The sequence below is a fragment of the Hafnia sp. genome, from assembly GCF_036648275.1.
Taxonomy (GTDB): Bacteria; Pseudomonadota; Gammaproteobacteria; order Enterobacterales; family Enterobacteriaceae; genus Hafnia; species Hafnia alvei.
In genome coordinates this window covers 119777-134898 of the sequence record NZ_JAVXIQ010000007.1, presented here as the reverse complement: position 1 = coordinate 134898, position 15122 = coordinate 119777, and the positions used below count along the sequence as shown (strand labels likewise).

The window sequence follows — 15122 nt, the reverse complement described above, 5'->3', positions numbered from 1 at the left end:
ATCAAACTCTTACACGCTTTGGTTCAAAACCAATTGGCCGTTACGGTCAACAGGGATTTGGGTGCCCGGATCTTTATCCATACGTACGCGCCCTTGCTGATCGCCAATCTTGTAGGTTACGTCGTAACCCAAGAGTTTCTGTGATTTGTCGTAAACGGTAGAGCAGCGTTGCTGGGTGCTGGTATAGGTGTCATTGTTTTGCATTGCGCCTTGAACCTGATTACCGGCATAGCCGCCACCTAACGCTCCGACCACGGTCGCCACATCTTTGCCGCGTCCGTTACCGATCTGATGGCCTAATACCCCACCCGCTACCGCGCCTAATACAGAACCTGTGATCCGGTTCTCGTCTTGTACCGGACGGCGATGCGTTACCGTGACGTTACGGCACTGCTGTCTTGGGGTTTTCACTGACTCATGAATCGGCGTTGCTGAGAGTACCTGCGCATAACGCGGTCCAGTACTAAAGACGTCTAAACTTGCTACTGCGGCAACGCTTAACGCTGCGGCTACGCCGATACCAACACCTGCCAACATTGATTTATTCACAGGGCACTCCTCCTGAATAGACTCACGCAATAGTGATGAACACGATGTTTATGAACATAACGCGCTCATAACGATGCGAAAATTTCGTACTCTTTCGCTCGGTGTGCGTGCTTCACCTAACTTATAGGAGACAGTTTGCATAGGAATATTCACTGCAACAATCAGACAACATAACCAAATACGTTTAGAGCCCTTGTTTGGGAAAGTTCCTATCGCGGCAGAGTTGTCCCTAAGTAAAAAACGGCTTAGATTTCAGCCTAAAAAAAACGGCTCTAATCAGAGCCGTTTCATTTTCAACGATATGTTCATCAGTGCATTAATGCAGTTTCAAACGCGGACGGATCACGCGGTTGATACCACCTACCAGCATCATTAGTCCGGTCTTGATATAGCCATGCAGCGCGATTTGGTGCATGCGGTACAGCGAGATATAAACCATACGCGCAATGCGCCCTTCCACCATCATTGAACCGCGCATCAGGTTACCCATCAGGCTACCAACGGTGCTGAATTTAGATAGAGAAACCAGTGAGCCGTGGTCTTTATACACATAAGGCTTCATGTTGCCGCCCTTGAGCTGCGCCAAAATGTTGGCGTAGCAGCGGGAAGCCATCTGATGCGCCGCCTGAGCGCGCGGAGGAACAAATCCACCGGATGGCTGCGGGCATGACGCACAGTCGCCAATCGCAAAGATATTTGGATCGCGCGTGGTTTGCAGCGTTGGTTCAACCACTAATTGGTTGATGCGGTTCGTTTCTAAGCCACCGATGTCTTTCATGAAATCAGGTGCTTTGATGCCCGCCGCCCAAACCATCAGATCGGCAGGAATAAATTCGCCATCTTTGGTGTTGAGGCCATTTTTATCTGCGCTAGTAACCATGGTTTTGGTCAGAACGCGCACGCCTAATTTGGTCAGTTCGCTGTGTGCCGCACCAGAGATTCGTGGCGGCAACGCAGGCAGAATTCGTTCGCCTGCTTCAACCAACGTTACGTTTAACGCTTCGCTGCTTAGGCCTTCAAAACCATAGCTGTGCAGTTGTTTAACCGCATTGTGTAGCTCCGCAGACAGCTCAACGCCGGTCGCTCCGCCACCCACAATCGCGATATTCACCTTCGCCGCTTTATCTTTTTGCGCCGAGAACTTCAGGAACAGATTCAGCATTTCGTTGTGGAAACGGCGCGCCTGATGCGGGTTATCTAAGAAAATGCAATTATCTTTCACGCCCGGCGTACCGAAATCATTCGAGGTACTGCCCAGCGCCATCACCAGAATGTCGTACGACAGCTCACGCTGTGGTACAAGGATTTCGCCCTGCTCGTCGCGAATGTCTGCCAGCGTCAGCTGCTGCGCAGCACGATCGATGTTGGTCAGCGACCCCAGTTGGAAGGTGAAGTGGTGATTACGCGCATGAGCCAAATAGCTCAGCGCATCCACACCGTCATCCAACGATCCGGTAGCAACTTCATGCAGTAATGGTTTCCACAAGTGGCTATGGTTGCGGTCAATCAGAATGATTTCCGCTTTGTCTTTGCGACCGAGTTTATGGCCCAGACTGGTTGCCAGCTCGAGACCGCCCGCACCACCGCCGACAATCACGATTTTTTTCTTAGATGCGCTCAAAGCTTTCTCCCTTGGTAAAAAATGTAAACCAATAGTTAATTAACGGTAAATATTCAATACCCTTATTTTACGTATGGTTCACTCAGGTTAATTCAATTTTCTAAGGAAAGAATAACACGACAGGTCATTTGGTCATACCAAAATTGATGCACATCAATTTTTATGTTTATTCCTTGGGCGATATGTATCACTCCCTCACAAATTTGAGTTGTTTTTCAACGTAATCATTACAAATCAGACGCTCTTCACACTTCTATCGCCTACTCCAGTCATCAACATGACAAAGCCCAGTTTTTAACCTTTATTTAACCATGCGAGCCTAGTCTCCAAACCTCTCTTACAACAAGAAATCGATACCTCTCCCCCTATACGAAGGAGCCGTACAATGAAGAACGTCCGATCCGGCCTGATTTGGCTATTGGTGGCGTTAATCGGCGCTTATGCTTTTGGCATGCTAGCGCTGAGCCGTGGTGAACATATTAATGCGGTGTGGCTGGTGATAGCCGCTATTGCCTGTTACAGCATCGCTTACCGTTTTTACAGCCTTTTCATTGCTGAAAAAGTGTTTGAGCTCGATGACCGTCGCTTAACGCCCGCCGAGCGCCACAACGATGGTTTGGACTACGTGCCAACCAACAAGTGGGTGCTGTTTGGGCATCACTTTGCGGCGATAGCCGGAGCCGGTCCATTAGTCGGCCCCATTTTGGCTGCACAAATGGGCTTTTTACCCGGCACGATTTGGATTTTGGTTGGCGTTATGCTGGCCGGTGCGGTACAGGACTTTTTAGTCCTCTTTATTTCAACTCGCCGTGATGGCCGTTCGCTGGGCGAAATGGCTAAACAAGAGTTGGGCTCTTTTGCGGGCGTTATTACCATGCTCGGCGCATTAGGCGTGATGATTATTATCCTGTCCGCTCTGGCTCTGGTGGTGGTTAAGGCCTTAGCAGACAGTCCGTGGGGGCTGTTTACCATTGCCGCCACAATCCCTATCGCTCTGTTTATGGGCGTGTATATGCGTTATCTGCGTCCGGGGAAAATTGCGGAAGTTTCGATCATTGGCTTTGTTCTGATGATGGCGGCGATTATCTACGGCGGCGATATCGCTATGCATCCGTACTGGGGGCCTTTCTTCACCCTGCACGGCACCACACTGACGTGGGTGTTGGTTATTTACGGTTTCATTGCCTCTGTGCTGCCGGTTTGGTTACTGCTGGCGCCGCGCGATTATTTATCGACCTTCCTGAAAATTGGGGTAATTGCCGGTTTAGCCGTGGGAATTGTCTTTGCCGCACCTGAAATGAAAATGCCAGCGGTAACCCGCTTTATTGACGGCACTGGCCCAGTATTCTCCGGTAGCTTATTCCCATTCTTATTTATTACCATTGCCTGCGGTGCCATTTCTGGTTTCCATGCGCTGGTTTCCAGCGGCACAACACCTAAGCTTATCGAGCGTGAAAGCCATATTCGCTTTATTGGCTATGGAGCCATGTTGATGGAATCATTCGTGGCCATCATGGCATTGATCTGTGCGTCGGTCATCGACCCTGGCGTCTATTTTGCCATGAACTCCCCTGCGGCGCTGATTGGCACTACGGTTGAAAACGCCTCACAGGTGATTAATAGCTGGGGCTTTGTCGTTACCCCTGAAACGCTTGCCATGATAGCCAAAGACGTGGGTGAGAATTCTATTCTGTCACGCGCCGGTGGCGCACCGACCTTTGCCGTTGGCATGGCGCATATCATCACCGAAGTCTTCAACAGCCGCGCCATGATGGCGTTCTGGTATCACTTTGCCATTCTGTTTGAAGCACTGTTCATTCTGACCGCCGTGGATGCCGGTACACGCGCCTGTCGTTTTATGGTGCAAGATCTGGTGGGTGTCGCTATTCCAAGCTTAGCCAATAACCGTTCTTGGTTTGGTAATTTAGCAGGCACCACGGTGGCCGTTGCGGGCTGGGGCTTCTTCGTTTATCAAGGCGTGGTTGATCCGCTCGGGGGAATTAACACGCTCTGGCCGCTGTTTGGTATCGGTAACCAGATGCTGGCCTCAATGGCGTTAATTCTCGGCACGGTCGTGCTGTTCAAGATGAAAAAACAGCGCTACGCATGGGTGACTATTCTGCCGACTGTATGGTTATTTGTGACTTCAATGACCGCGGGCTGGCAGAAGATTTTCCATGAAAAACCAAGCATTGGTTTCTTAGCACAGGCTAAACGCTTTTCTGCGGGCATCGATTCAGGCACCCTGATTGCGCCAGCCAAAACTATCAAAGATATGGAAACCATTGTGATGAATAACTACATTAACGCCGCACTGTGTGGCTTCTTTATGTTGGTTGCCGTCACCATGCTCATCTCTGCTTTCTTTGTTATTCGCCGGGCGCTCAATGCCAACCTGCCGACGGTGCATGAGACCACGCCGGCACTGCGTGAGGAAAAATCACATGGCTGATGAACTTGATATCAAAGCGAACATGATGATCAAAAGCGGTTTGCCGTGGAAAAGGCAGGCGCAGCCAAACATGGTTATCCTGCGCTGCTTGCCGTTGTCGCTGGGTGAGTCACACCCAACGTCGGCATGGCAGTGGATAAAACTGATGTATCGGCGAGCCGCGCAAAGCTTTCGTTTGATGGTTGGCGTGCAGGATTACCAGAACTATGTACGCCACCAGCGACTGCATCATCCCGAAAATACGCCCATGACCGAGCGTGAATTCCATCGCTATTGCTTAGAGGCTCGTTTCCCAAGCAAGGGCGGGAAATTGGGCAAATGCCCATGCTGAGGATCACTCGCTTATAAACGTCAAAACCGGCCAGTAGGCCGGTTTTTTTATGGCGGTTTATTCTATTTTATCGCTTGAGGTATGCTCTTCATTGCCAACAAACTTTTTGCTCGTTTTGACCACATTGCCGTCAGGATCGGCACCAATATTGAGGTGACGATAACCGAGGTTGCCACCAGCGCCGTTGCCGCTGGGGCAATAGGTTTGAACGCTGGCACCATCTCAGCAATAAGCACCGGGGTTGCTACCGCCGCACCTGCCGAACTGGATGCAGCAACACCGGCCGTACCATCACCGCCTCCGATTAATTTATCGGCAAAGATAAGCGGTATACCGGTGATGATAATAACGGCCACGCCGAGCAGAATGCCCAGTAATCCCGTTTGCGCGATCACGCCTAAATCAATGGTGTTGCCCAATGCAAAAGCAAAGAACGGGATCAGCGTTTGAACCGCTTTACTGAAGAAATCACGCAGTTCAGGATCTATATTACCCAGACCAAAACCGATCAAGAAAGGCAAGACCGCACCCACAAAAACGTGAGGCTCAAACGACGCGATCCCTGCGGTACCTAAAATCACCATCGTCATCAACGGCCCAGACTCCAGAGACATTAAGACAAACGCCCCTGATTCTTCTTTGGTTCCGTATTGCTGCATGATCGATGCGTATAACCCGCCGTTCGTCATATCCATGGCGGCAACCAGCGCCAGTGTGGATAAACCAGCAAAGAAACCAATTTCAACGCCGTTTTCCGGTAGAACGCGTGAAGCAATGGCAGCAACCACCCATGCAACCGCAATCTTAGTCACCACCAGCGTGCCAGACTTACGCAGAACGGTACCCGTTGCGCTGAGCTTGATAGAGGCTCCCATGCAGAAAAACCACACGGCCATAATAGGCACGGTTCCGGTTATCAGACCATTGGTGAACGAACCAAAATATTTGCCCGCATCGGGCGCAAAAGTATGGCAAATCGCCCCAATAAATAACGGAACCAGCATCATACCGCCAGGTACTTTTTCTATTGCGCGTTTGATATGCATGTGAACCCCACCCTGTCATTAAATAAGAAAGACTGGCACCCAAGCAGTAGCAATGGATGGCATCAGCCAATAACGTCGTGGGCAGGACAATACGCATTTATGAGAATGATAAATGTGATCGAAAACCTACAAATAAAACACTGTTTTATTTTTAGGGGTCTTTAGTTTTAAATTAAGATCAGAATCACATTATTCTCGCAGAGCCAAATTTTAGGCATAAAAAAACGGCACCCGAAGACGCCGTTCTTTGCGGACAACACACATTATCCCAACAGATTAGTACCAAACGCACCCTGCCAATCTTGTTCAAATTTCTCAACCGCAGATTGCACCGCGGGGCTTAGCAGCATTTGTTCTGCAATATCCACCGGCAGCGTGATCGCTTCACACCCTGCTAACATGCAGTCCAATGCCTGACGCGGCGTTTTAAAGCTGGCTGCTAGCACGCGAGAGTTTGGCGCATGCATCTTCAGCAATTGGTGTAATTCACGCACCATGCCAATACCATCACCGCCCTGCGCATCAACCCGATTAACATAAGGAGCAACGTAGGCCGCGCCGGCCATGGCCGCCAGCAAACCTTGGCCTGCACCATATACCGCGGTGCCAAGCGTGGCGATATTCATTGTATTCAGCTGTTTGATGGCTGCGAGCCCCTCTGCCGTGGTCGGGATTTTCACGATCACGCCAGAAATACGCTCGGTCAGCATAACGGCTTCCGTCACCATGCGTTCCGAATCGTTAGCCATCACCTGCGCAAAGAGTTTACCCGAACCGCCTAGCGCATCCCGCAAGGCTGGTAACACTTCCCAGACAGATTTGCCCTCTTTGGCAATAATACTCGGGTTGGTTGTCACCCCTTGCAAGGGTAAAACACGCGCCAATCTTTTCACCGCAATGACATCGGCCGTATCCAGATACAGTTCCATTCACTTCCCCCTATCGAAAATGTGCTCAACGTCTGATTGTCCTCACTATAAAGCATTAAACCTGTTTGCAGTTGATCAATATCAATCCAACTTTCATTCGAAAGTGCATTAATCTTCATTAGAAGAAAATGAACACAAATTATACCTTCGGAGTCCGTATGCTATTTAACCTGCAGCGCTATTCGACCCATGATGGTCCTGGAATCCGCACCGTGGTGTTTCTGAAGGGATGTTCCTTAGGGTGTCGTTGGTGTCAAAACCCAGAGAGTCGCTCGCGTACCCGTGAAGTGCTGTATGACGCACGATTATGCTTGGATGGGTGTCAACTCTGCGAACAGTGCGCTCCGCACGCCATTCAGCGAGTGAATAGCGGCATAACGATCGATCGTCATACGATCTCTGATTACGATTTAGATCGTCTGGAAACATGTTGCCCAACGGGGGCTTTGTCCGTGTGCGGTTCAGCGCTTGATCTGGATGAGGTGATGGGCACAGTGTTGCGAGATTTTCCTTTTTATCAGCGCACTGGCGGCGGAATAACCCTTTCAGGCGGCGAGCCTTTCATGCAGCCCGAAGCCTGTGCAGAATTGTTGAAGCGTAGCCATCACCACCAAATTCATACCGCTGTTGAATCCTGCCTGCATGTACCTTGGCATAACATCGAGCCTAGCCTTGAGTTTTTGGATCTTTTGCTAGCCGATTTAAAGCACGTTAACGCCAATACCTTTAAACAGTGGACTGACGGTTCTGCCAAACGCGTGATGGACAATTTCTGTCGCCTCGCCGCGCACGGCGTGAATATGACGATTCGTGTTCCACTCATTCCCGATTTTAACGCCGATGAAATGTCCATTCGCGCAATCACCGATTTTGCTGCCGACGATCTCGGTGCCAAAGAAATCCATTTTCTGCCCTACCACACGCTCGGCATCAATAAATACCGCCTGCTGGATATGCCTTATTTAGCGGCGGATAAACCATTGGACAACCCAGAGTTACTGGACTTTGCGCAGCAATATGCCCGCGGCAAAGGCCTTACCGCTCTGCTACGAGGATAATGCCATGACTCAACTCGATCTGACTTCGCTGTCGCCACGTATTCGCGCGCATAAAGAGGCGCTGATCCACATCGTTAAGCCTCCGGTATGTACTGAACGCGCACAGCACTATACCGAGATGTACCAACAGCATCAGGATAAGCCCCTACCCGTACGCAGGGCGCTGGCGTTAGCCCATCATCTCCAGAAACGTACCATCTGGATTAAACATGATGAGCTGATCATCGGCAATCAGGCCAGTGAAGTACGCGCCGCGCCGATATTTCCTGAATATACGGTCAGTTGGATTGAGCAGGAAATTGACGAGCTGGCAGATCGCCCCGGCGCTGGATTCTCCGTCTCAGAAGAGAATAAGGCGGTATTACATAAAATCTGCCCGTGGTGGCGAGGTCAAACCGTTCAAGATCGCTGCTACGGCATGTTTACCGACGAACAAAAAGCCCTGCTCTCAACCGGTATCATTAAAGCAGAAGGCAATATGACCTCCGGTGATGCCCATCTGGCGGTCAATTTCCCCCTGCTGCTGGAAAAAGGATTGGACGGGCTGCGTGATAAAGTCGATGAGCGCCGCAGCCGTTTACAGCTCACCGACTGGGAAGATTTACACAAGGAGCAATTCCTAAAGTCGATTGATATCGCCCTAAGCGCCCTTAGCGATCATATTTTACGTTACGCGGAGCTGGCCAAAAGTATGGCAGAGCAAGAGAATCGACCTGAACGTCAGGCTGAACTGCGCCATATTGCTGAAAACTGCGAGCTAATTGCACATCGGCCACCGCAAACGTTCTGGCAAGCGCTACAGCTCTGCTATTTCATGCAACTGGTGTTACAGATCGAATCCAACGGGCATTCGGTTTCATTTGGTCGTCTCGATCAATATCTTTATCCATGGTATCGCCGCGATGTGGAGCTGCAACAAAGCATCAGCCGTGAATTTGCCATTGAGTTATTGCACGGTTGCTGGCTGAAATTGTTGGAAGTGAATAAAATTCGCTCAGGTTCACACTCCAAAGCCTCTGCCGGTAGTCCACTCTACCAAAACGTCACCATCGGCGGCCAAACGCTGGTAAACGGTCAGCCACAGGATGCCGTCAATCCCTTGTCCTACACCGTTTTAGAATCCTGCGGACGTTTACGCTCTACGCAGCCGAACCTCAGCGTTCGATACCATGCGGGAATAAGCAATGACTTCCTCGACGCCTGCGTACAGGTCATTCGTTGTGGCTTTGGCATGCCAGCGTTTAATAACGATGAAATTGTGATCCCGGAATTTATCAAACTGGGCGTTGAACCACAGGATGCCTATGATTATGCCGCTATTGGCTGTATCGAAACCGCCGTCGGCGGAAAATGGGGATATCGATGCACCGGCATGAGTTTCATCAACTTTGCCCGAGTGATGCTCGCGGCATTAGAACAAGGCCGCGATGCCACCAGCCAAAAGATTTTTCTACCGCAAGAGTTAGCGCTGTCTAAAGGTAACTTTAAAACGTTCGATCAGGTTATGAACGCGTGGGATGAGCAGATCCGTTACTACACCCGCAAATCAATTGAAATTGAATGCGTTGTAGATACCGTGCTTGAAGAAAACGCCCATGACATTATCTGCTCTGCGCTGGTTGATGATTGCATCGAAAGAGGCAAAAGCGTGAAGCAAGGCGGTGCTAAATATGACTGGGTTTCTGGCCTACAGGTCGGTATCGCCAATCTCGGTAACAGCTTAGCCGCAGTACGTAAATTAGTCTTCGAACAAGGCGTTATTGGCCAGCAACAGCTTGCCGCAGCGCTGGAAAATGATTTTGATGGCTTAGACGGCGAACTGTTACGCCAGCGGCTGATGAACAATGCGCCGAAATATGGCAACGACGAAGATGACGTAGATAACTTGCTGGTTCGTGCCTATCAGACCTATATTGATGAACTGAAACAGTACCATAATACGCGTTTTGGTCGTGGTCCGATTGGCGGCACCTATTATGCGGGAACCTCATCCATTTCGGCCAACGTGCCGTTTGGTGCGGCTACGCAGGCCACACCGGATGGACGTAAAGCCAAAACGCCGCTGGCGGAAGGCGCAAGCCCAGCGTCGGGAACCGATCATCTTGGGCCCACGGCGGTATTTAACTCTTTAGGCAAACTCCCCACCGCAGCAATTTTAGGGGGCGTATTGCTGAATCAGAAACTCAATCCGGCTACGCTAGAAAATACGCGCGATCGAGAAAAACTGATGCTAATGCTACGCACCTTCTTTGAAGTGCATAAAGGCTGGCACGTTCAGTACAACATCGTTTCACGCGAAACACTGCTGGAAGCAAAAGCCCATCCAGAGCGATATCGCGATCTTGTGGTGCGCGTGGCGGGCTACTCAGCGTTCTTTACAGCCTTATCTCCTGACGCTCAGGATGATATCATCGCGCGTACCGAACATACGCTTTGATGTAGGCGATTAAGCACAAAGCTATCGGTGGTTTCGGCCACCGATATATTAGGTCGTTAAGCCAAGGAACTCATGAATTCAAGACAGCAAGCTATTCTCCAATATGTCAATGATATACGCCGCGTTAGCGTGGCCGATCTAGCGCGTAATACCGGTGTTTCAGAGGTGACGATCCGTCAGGATCTGAATCTATTGGAAAAGCGTAACTACCTAAAGCGCATCCACGGATACGCCGTGGCGCTAGAAAGCGACGATGTAGATGCTCGAATGATGATTAATTTCACGTTAAAACAAAAATTGGCGGCCTATGCCGCGTCTTTGGTTAACGATGGCGAAACGATTTTTATCGAAAACGGCAGTACTAATGCCCTTCTCGCCCGATATCTGGCTGAACGTAAGCGCGTTACGCTGGTGACCGTTAGCACCTACATTGCGCACCTGCTGAAAGAGACAGATTGTGACGTCATTTTAATGGGGGGACTGTACCAAAAACGCAGTGAAACGATGGTTGGCCCGTTAACCCGCCAGTGCATCCAGCAGGTTTATTTCAACAAAGCCTTCCTCGGCATTGATGGTTTTCATCCAGAAACAGGCTTTACTGGCCGCGATATGATGCGCGCCGATATTGCTAACACAGTATTAGCCAAAGGCGTGGAAAACATTGTGCTGACAGATTCATCAAAGTTCGGCCAAATTAATCCTAACCCATTGCAGCCCACTCACGCGATTAATCGAGTGATCACCGACTATCGTTTAAGCGACGAATACAGAAACCATCTAAAAATGATGAATATTCAAGTTGATATCGTGTATGAAGAGCAAGGTACGCTATGAGTGACATCACCTTCAGCCGCGAGCAGACCTCGCAGATGGTCCACAAATTACAAAAATATCTACAGGCTGAATTAGACGTTGAGATTGGTGATTTTGATGCAGAGTTCTTGCTGGATTTCTTTGCCAAAGAGCTTGGCGCGCATTTCTATAATCAAGGGATGGCTGACGCCCTCCGCGTCGTAGAAGAAAAAACGGAAGATCTTGTCGATACGCTGACTTGGCTGCAAAAACCAGTCGATTAAACAGCTCGGCGAAGGGCAACAGATACGGGGTATTACTAATGCTCGATTTTAGGGGGAGCACACCGATGGGGTCGTAGCGGCGTAAGCCGCCGGAGCGCCCCGCGGTGTGCTAGACCCGTGTATCTCGATTTCTTTATACCCCGTATCTATTTTGCTGTTCTCTTACGTATTAATATTCAGAGTTAACAATAACCTCTTCACCCAGCGCACCGGCTTTTGGCAACGGCTGATAGCTTGAGTTGGATGCTCGTAATACCCGAATACCTCGAATCCCTACATCATGAGCCGCGGTAATATCGCCATCGGAATCACCGTAATAAACCTTAATCTGCTTTTCCTTGATCCAGTTTATCTTGGTATTTTGCCCCGGTTGATCGCCGGCAAAGATCACGCTATTCATGCTTGCTGCCGGTATTGAGAAATCTTCTTGCAAGGTATTGGTAACGGTCTCTGTTGTAGTCGGGCTGCGGCCGGTAATGAAATAGATGCTGTCGCCGCGTTTAAGGTGCATGGCAATCAGATCTTTACCCACCTGCTTGGGCATACTGAAGCTATCCCAGCCGTTATTCATTTTCTCCCAAAATGCCGGATCTTTCAGATAGCTTTGATCTTGCGGAGAGAACTCTTTCTGCCCACGATAAAATCCAGGGCTCGAAAACAGCACCGTATCATCAATATCAAAACCGACTGCTATAGGAGGAATGCCCTGCAGGCTATTCTCAATCTGTGTTACTGAAACCCAGTGAATTGGCGCTTGGTGTGCCAACTGTGCCACGGTAACACCGGCATTAAGAGGCGTATCTGTAGAGACTTTTGCCTGCGCCGATGGGCTTAAACTGATAACAAGAGCTAAGGCACTGAGTGCAACCGCAATCTTTCGCATGGATATTCCTTTTATTTGTTATTTCTCACATTCACATCTGTGGGATATCGGATTAGGGTTTTGTCACATTTGCGCTTCATAGTATGCAGCAAATACATCAGAAAACGTGCTCTGGTTCAAAATTGATGGGCGTAATAAGCCAGCAAACGGGAAGAACATCGCATATTGATAGAAAAGTGACTGGCTGAAGCACAAAGAAAATAAAAATAGTGCTTGTACAGTATTGCGTTAACAGAATCTCAACTGTATAAATATACAGTATATTGTGAATGCGGAGGCGACCATGCGCATTGAATTGACATTGGATAAACGTAACAAGCTGCCAGACGGTGCTCTGGAAGCATTAAACCACGAATTTTCAAAACGAGTAAATCATATCTACCCTGATACTGCGGTGCAGGTTCGAATGACTAACTCAAATACGCTAACCGTTATGGGCGGACTGAAATCCGACAAAGAGCGCATCGAGGAAGTCCTGCAAGAAACGTGGGAAAGTGCCGATGACTGGTTTGATAACGGATTTAGCGAATAACACTATTTCGCGGTGTAAACACACATTTTTACGCCGCAATAATAAGCCTAATTCATTGAATGATAATAGGCGATGAGTTCCATCTCCGTTAGCCATCGGCAATTCCTACGGATAGTAAAATACGTAGGCCGGGAGTCGCTTCCCGGTTTTTTTTTACCTATCAATCCACATAACGTTTTCCTTCACCCATTATTTCATTCGCGATTTGCAGCAAGGTCTTTCCACCGTAGGGATCAGCCTTTTTTGCATCAGTAGAATCACCGTTTTAATCATCAGCAATGCAATCACAACGTTAGTGAAAACGAACATGGGAACCGCTAACGCCGCAAACAATCCATCTTGCTCACCCACGCTTAAATGCAGAGCCGTGGTTGCGAGTGCTGAAATTCCGAATGAAAAGCTCCAAAAAGAAGCATTGAATGGCTGTCTCATATACCACGGCATCAACCTCAGCATAAAGATAAGCTGCAACAATCCATAACCAAACAGCATCTTGGCAACAAAGTCCGTATGTCCACCATTAACGCTGAGATAAGCACTGCATGCCACCAACGCCGGAGCAAGTTGAATACCCAGCGAAGTTCGTACCGGCTTAGCCATTTCGCCATGGCTGCGCATACGATGTAGGATCGCAGGCTCCAAACTCAGCCATGAAAATACCCCTGCACCTAAGAACATAATGCCCAGATCGTGAAAGCCTAATGCGCCACACGCCATTGCGCTGATAAAGTTATTGGCTACCGTGGGTAAATATAAACCAGGTGTCGTGGCCTCCGCCGGATGCTCCCCTTTCCACAGTCCCGCGCTTTGCCATGCGGCATAACACAGTTGGACGCAGGCACCGGCACCAAACATGATTTCAGCCAGAAGATGCGTTGGCGAATAATGTGCAAAACCAATGGAAACCAACATTGTGGTGGCAGGAAATAAGCTAACGAAACTTCCGGTCAGCGGATGACGCATTTCGGCTATCACTAACTGGGGATAACGCACAAGACGATATATAAAGGCCAAGGCTAAACTGAGCCAAATCAACGTTGCAAGCCCAACTAATCCTTCGCCAATCAAAGGCGAAACAGGCCAAATGGTTGCTGCATAGCGCCAAGCAAAACCCATCCCAATGATGCCCAGCACCATTCCAAAATATCCTGCAGGGATATTGACCACCTGAGGCTCAGTGCGCTCAGCAGCGCTTTCTATAGAACTATTCATGAGAACTTTTACACAACTAAAACAAGAGGCAGATTATAACGGATGATCCTCTCGGTGTTTTCACTTTCATCCTACAAAACTGACAAAGTGTCATTTTTAATACGCTTTATCATCACCCCGTACTGGATTTAGGTTATTTATCTGATTGTATTCGCATAAAAGGATGGACTAGTTTTAACTTAAACCCGTGGTTTAACTCGTCTAAATACTCTAGGACACATGCCGTAGGAGAACAGTAAATGAACAATGACAACCCAGAACATGCGATGACGTTTGGCGAGCTGCTGGAACTGATCCACGATCAGCAACGTAGAATTAATGTGCTGGAAACCGCATTTTCCTATTTAGCATTTGGACTCGAGGGAAAAAGCTGTCAATTATTGATCCACAGCTTGAAATTGGAGGCCAACAACCAAACATATGATACTAAGACCCAAGAATACTTCGCCAAGCTTGCAGAGCAGTTTGAGGTACGTAATTCCGGCGTCAGCGAGACAGCAGCAACCCCAAACAATCACAATATCTAGTCAGCTCTACGTTTAACAAATCACTAGAAAACATTTTTTTAACAAAAAACACAAAAAATGCGTCATTTAAACAGTTAGATGCGTATACTGAAAATGCTCATCTAATGAGACACATTGATCCTGGTTAGTAGCTCACGACAGTCACTACGTTTTAGGGGGTCTTTATGAACGGAAAAGATGAAGTAATTCAGACACACCCAGTGGTTGGTTGGGATATCAGTACTGTTGATAGCTATGATGCTCTTATGATCCGCCTGCATTATCTTTCTTCACGCGATCAAGATCCTGAGAAAGCGGAAGTCGATCGCACTCTGTGGTTAACCACCGATGTTGCACGGCAGCTCATTGACATCCTCGAAGCCGGAATTGAAAAGATAGAATCCTCGGAATACCAAGACATTGATTATCTTAAACATTAGTACATTAACGCACCGCTAAAGCACCGCCCCTCACAAGGCGGTGTTTTTTT

At 48.8% G+C, this 15122-nt stretch carries 15 protein-coding genes; 9 read left to right on the top strand and 6 right to left on the bottom strand.

The genetic code is table 11. The features are described from left to right. Positions 1 to 9 precede the first annotated feature (9 nt). Together RSC70_RS09120 and RSC70_RS09115 are read right to left on the bottom strand one after the other, a co-directional pair. Positions 10 to 549 carry a glycine zipper 2TM domain-containing protein gene (locus RSC70_RS09120; RefSeq protein WP_025797099.1) on the bottom strand — a complete coding sequence of 180 codons (540 nt, stop codon included), beginning with the start codon at positions 547 to 549 and terminating at the stop codon, positions 10 to 12. Positions 550 to 865: 316 nt separating this feature from the next. Then, positions 866 to 2170 carry an NAD(P)/FAD-dependent oxidoreductase gene (locus tag RSC70_RS09115; protein WP_025797100.1) on the bottom strand — a complete coding sequence of 435 codons (1305 nt, stop codon included), beginning with the start codon at positions 2168 to 2170 and terminating at the stop codon, positions 866 to 868. 385 nt (positions 2171 to 2555) lie between these two features. Between RSC70_RS09115 and RSC70_RS09110 the strand changes: the two genes are divergently transcribed. Next, complete coding sequence (locus RSC70_RS09110) at positions 2556 to 4622, top strand: carbon starvation CstA family protein (protein ID WP_040046542.1); 2067 nt, start codon at positions 2556 to 2558, stop codon at positions 4620 to 4622. A 25-nt stretch (positions 4623 to 4647) separates the two neighbouring features. Beyond that, the gene (locus tag RSC70_RS09105) at positions 4648 to 4953 is read left to right on the top strand and encodes a YbdD/YjiX family protein (protein ID WP_153188520.1); all 306 of its coding nucleotides are present in this window, start codon (positions 4648 to 4650) and stop codon (positions 4951 to 4953) included. 62 nt (positions 4954 to 5015) lie between these two features. Here the strand turns inward: RSC70_RS09105 and kdgT are convergent, their stop codons facing one another. Together kdgT and fsa are read right to left on the bottom strand one after the other, a co-directional pair. Further along, the gene (kdgT, locus tag RSC70_RS09100; protein WP_332542261.1) at positions 5016 to 5999 is read right to left on the bottom strand and encodes a 2-keto-3-deoxygluconate transporter; all 984 of its coding nucleotides are present in this window, start codon (positions 5997 to 5999) and stop codon (positions 5016 to 5018) included. A gap of 263 nt (positions 6000 to 6262) precedes the next feature. Next, complete coding sequence (gene fsa / locus RSC70_RS09095; RefSeq protein WP_025797109.1) at positions 6263 to 6928, bottom strand: fructose-6-phosphate aldolase; 666 nt, start codon at positions 6926 to 6928, stop codon at positions 6263 to 6265. A 158-nt stretch (positions 6929 to 7086) separates the two neighbouring features. Between fsa and RSC70_RS09090 the strand changes: the two genes are divergently transcribed. From RSC70_RS09090 to RSC70_RS09075, 4 genes are all read left to right on the top strand, one after another. Beyond that, a complete protein-coding gene (locus tag RSC70_RS09090; RefSeq protein ID WP_332542260.1) occupies positions 7087 to 7986 on the top strand; it encodes a glycyl-radical enzyme activating protein in 900 nt (299 codons plus the stop codon). 4 nt (positions 7987 to 7990) lie between these two features. Continuing rightward, entirely contained in the window at positions 7991 to 10423 is a 2433-nt protein-coding gene (locus tag RSC70_RS09085) for a formate C-acetyltransferase/glycerol dehydratase family glycyl radical enzyme (RefSeq protein WP_332542259.1), read from the top strand. Between the two features lie 72 nt (positions 10424 to 10495). Beyond that, on the top strand, positions 10496 to 11257 hold the full coding sequence (locus RSC70_RS09080) for a DeoR family transcriptional regulator (RefSeq protein WP_279078191.1): 762 nt from the start codon (positions 10496 to 10498) through the stop codon (positions 11255 to 11257). Beyond that, positions 11254 to 11499, top strand: coding sequence for a DUF2164 domain-containing protein (locus RSC70_RS09075; RefSeq protein WP_025797116.1), 246 nt, complete (start codon positions 11254 to 11256; stop codon positions 11497 to 11499). The genes RSC70_RS09080 and RSC70_RS09075 overlap by 4 nt, the downstream gene beginning before the upstream one ends. A gap of 169 nt (positions 11500 to 11668) precedes the next feature. Here the strand turns inward: RSC70_RS09075 and aphA are convergent, their stop codons facing one another. Next, positions 11669 to 12382 carry an acid phosphatase AphA gene (gene aphA / locus RSC70_RS09070; RefSeq protein ID WP_332542258.1) on the bottom strand — a complete coding sequence of 238 codons (714 nt, stop codon included), beginning with the start codon at positions 12380 to 12382 and terminating at the stop codon, positions 11669 to 11671. A gap of 283 nt (positions 12383 to 12665) precedes the next feature. Here aphA and dinI point away from each other — a divergent pair, with 283 nt between their 5' ends. Further along, the gene (gene dinI, locus RSC70_RS09065; RefSeq protein ID WP_025797120.1) at positions 12666 to 12914 is read left to right on the top strand and encodes a DNA damage-inducible protein I; all 249 of its coding nucleotides are present in this window, start codon (positions 12666 to 12668) and stop codon (positions 12912 to 12914) included. A gap of 189 nt (positions 12915 to 13103) precedes the next feature. Here the strand turns inward: dinI and tehA are convergent, their stop codons facing one another. After that, on the bottom strand, positions 13104 to 14126 hold the full coding sequence (gene tehA, locus RSC70_RS09060) for a dicarboxylate transporter/tellurite-resistance protein TehA (RefSeq protein ID WP_234618531.1): 1023 nt from the start codon (positions 14124 to 14126) through the stop codon (positions 13104 to 13106). Positions 14127 to 14365: 239 nt separating this feature from the next. Between tehA and RSC70_RS09055 the strand changes: the two genes are divergently transcribed. Beyond that, positions 14366 to 14653, top strand: a complete 288-nt coding sequence (locus RSC70_RS09055; RefSeq protein ID WP_130999089.1) for a hypothetical protein — start codon at positions 14366 to 14368, stop codon at positions 14651 to 14653. A 164-nt stretch (positions 14654 to 14817) separates the two neighbouring features. Beyond that, positions 14818 to 15072, top strand: coding sequence for a biofilm formation regulator BssS (gene bssS, locus RSC70_RS09050; protein ID WP_004092990.1), 255 nt, complete (start codon positions 14818 to 14820; stop codon positions 15070 to 15072). Positions 15073 to 15122 lie beyond the last annotated feature (50 nt).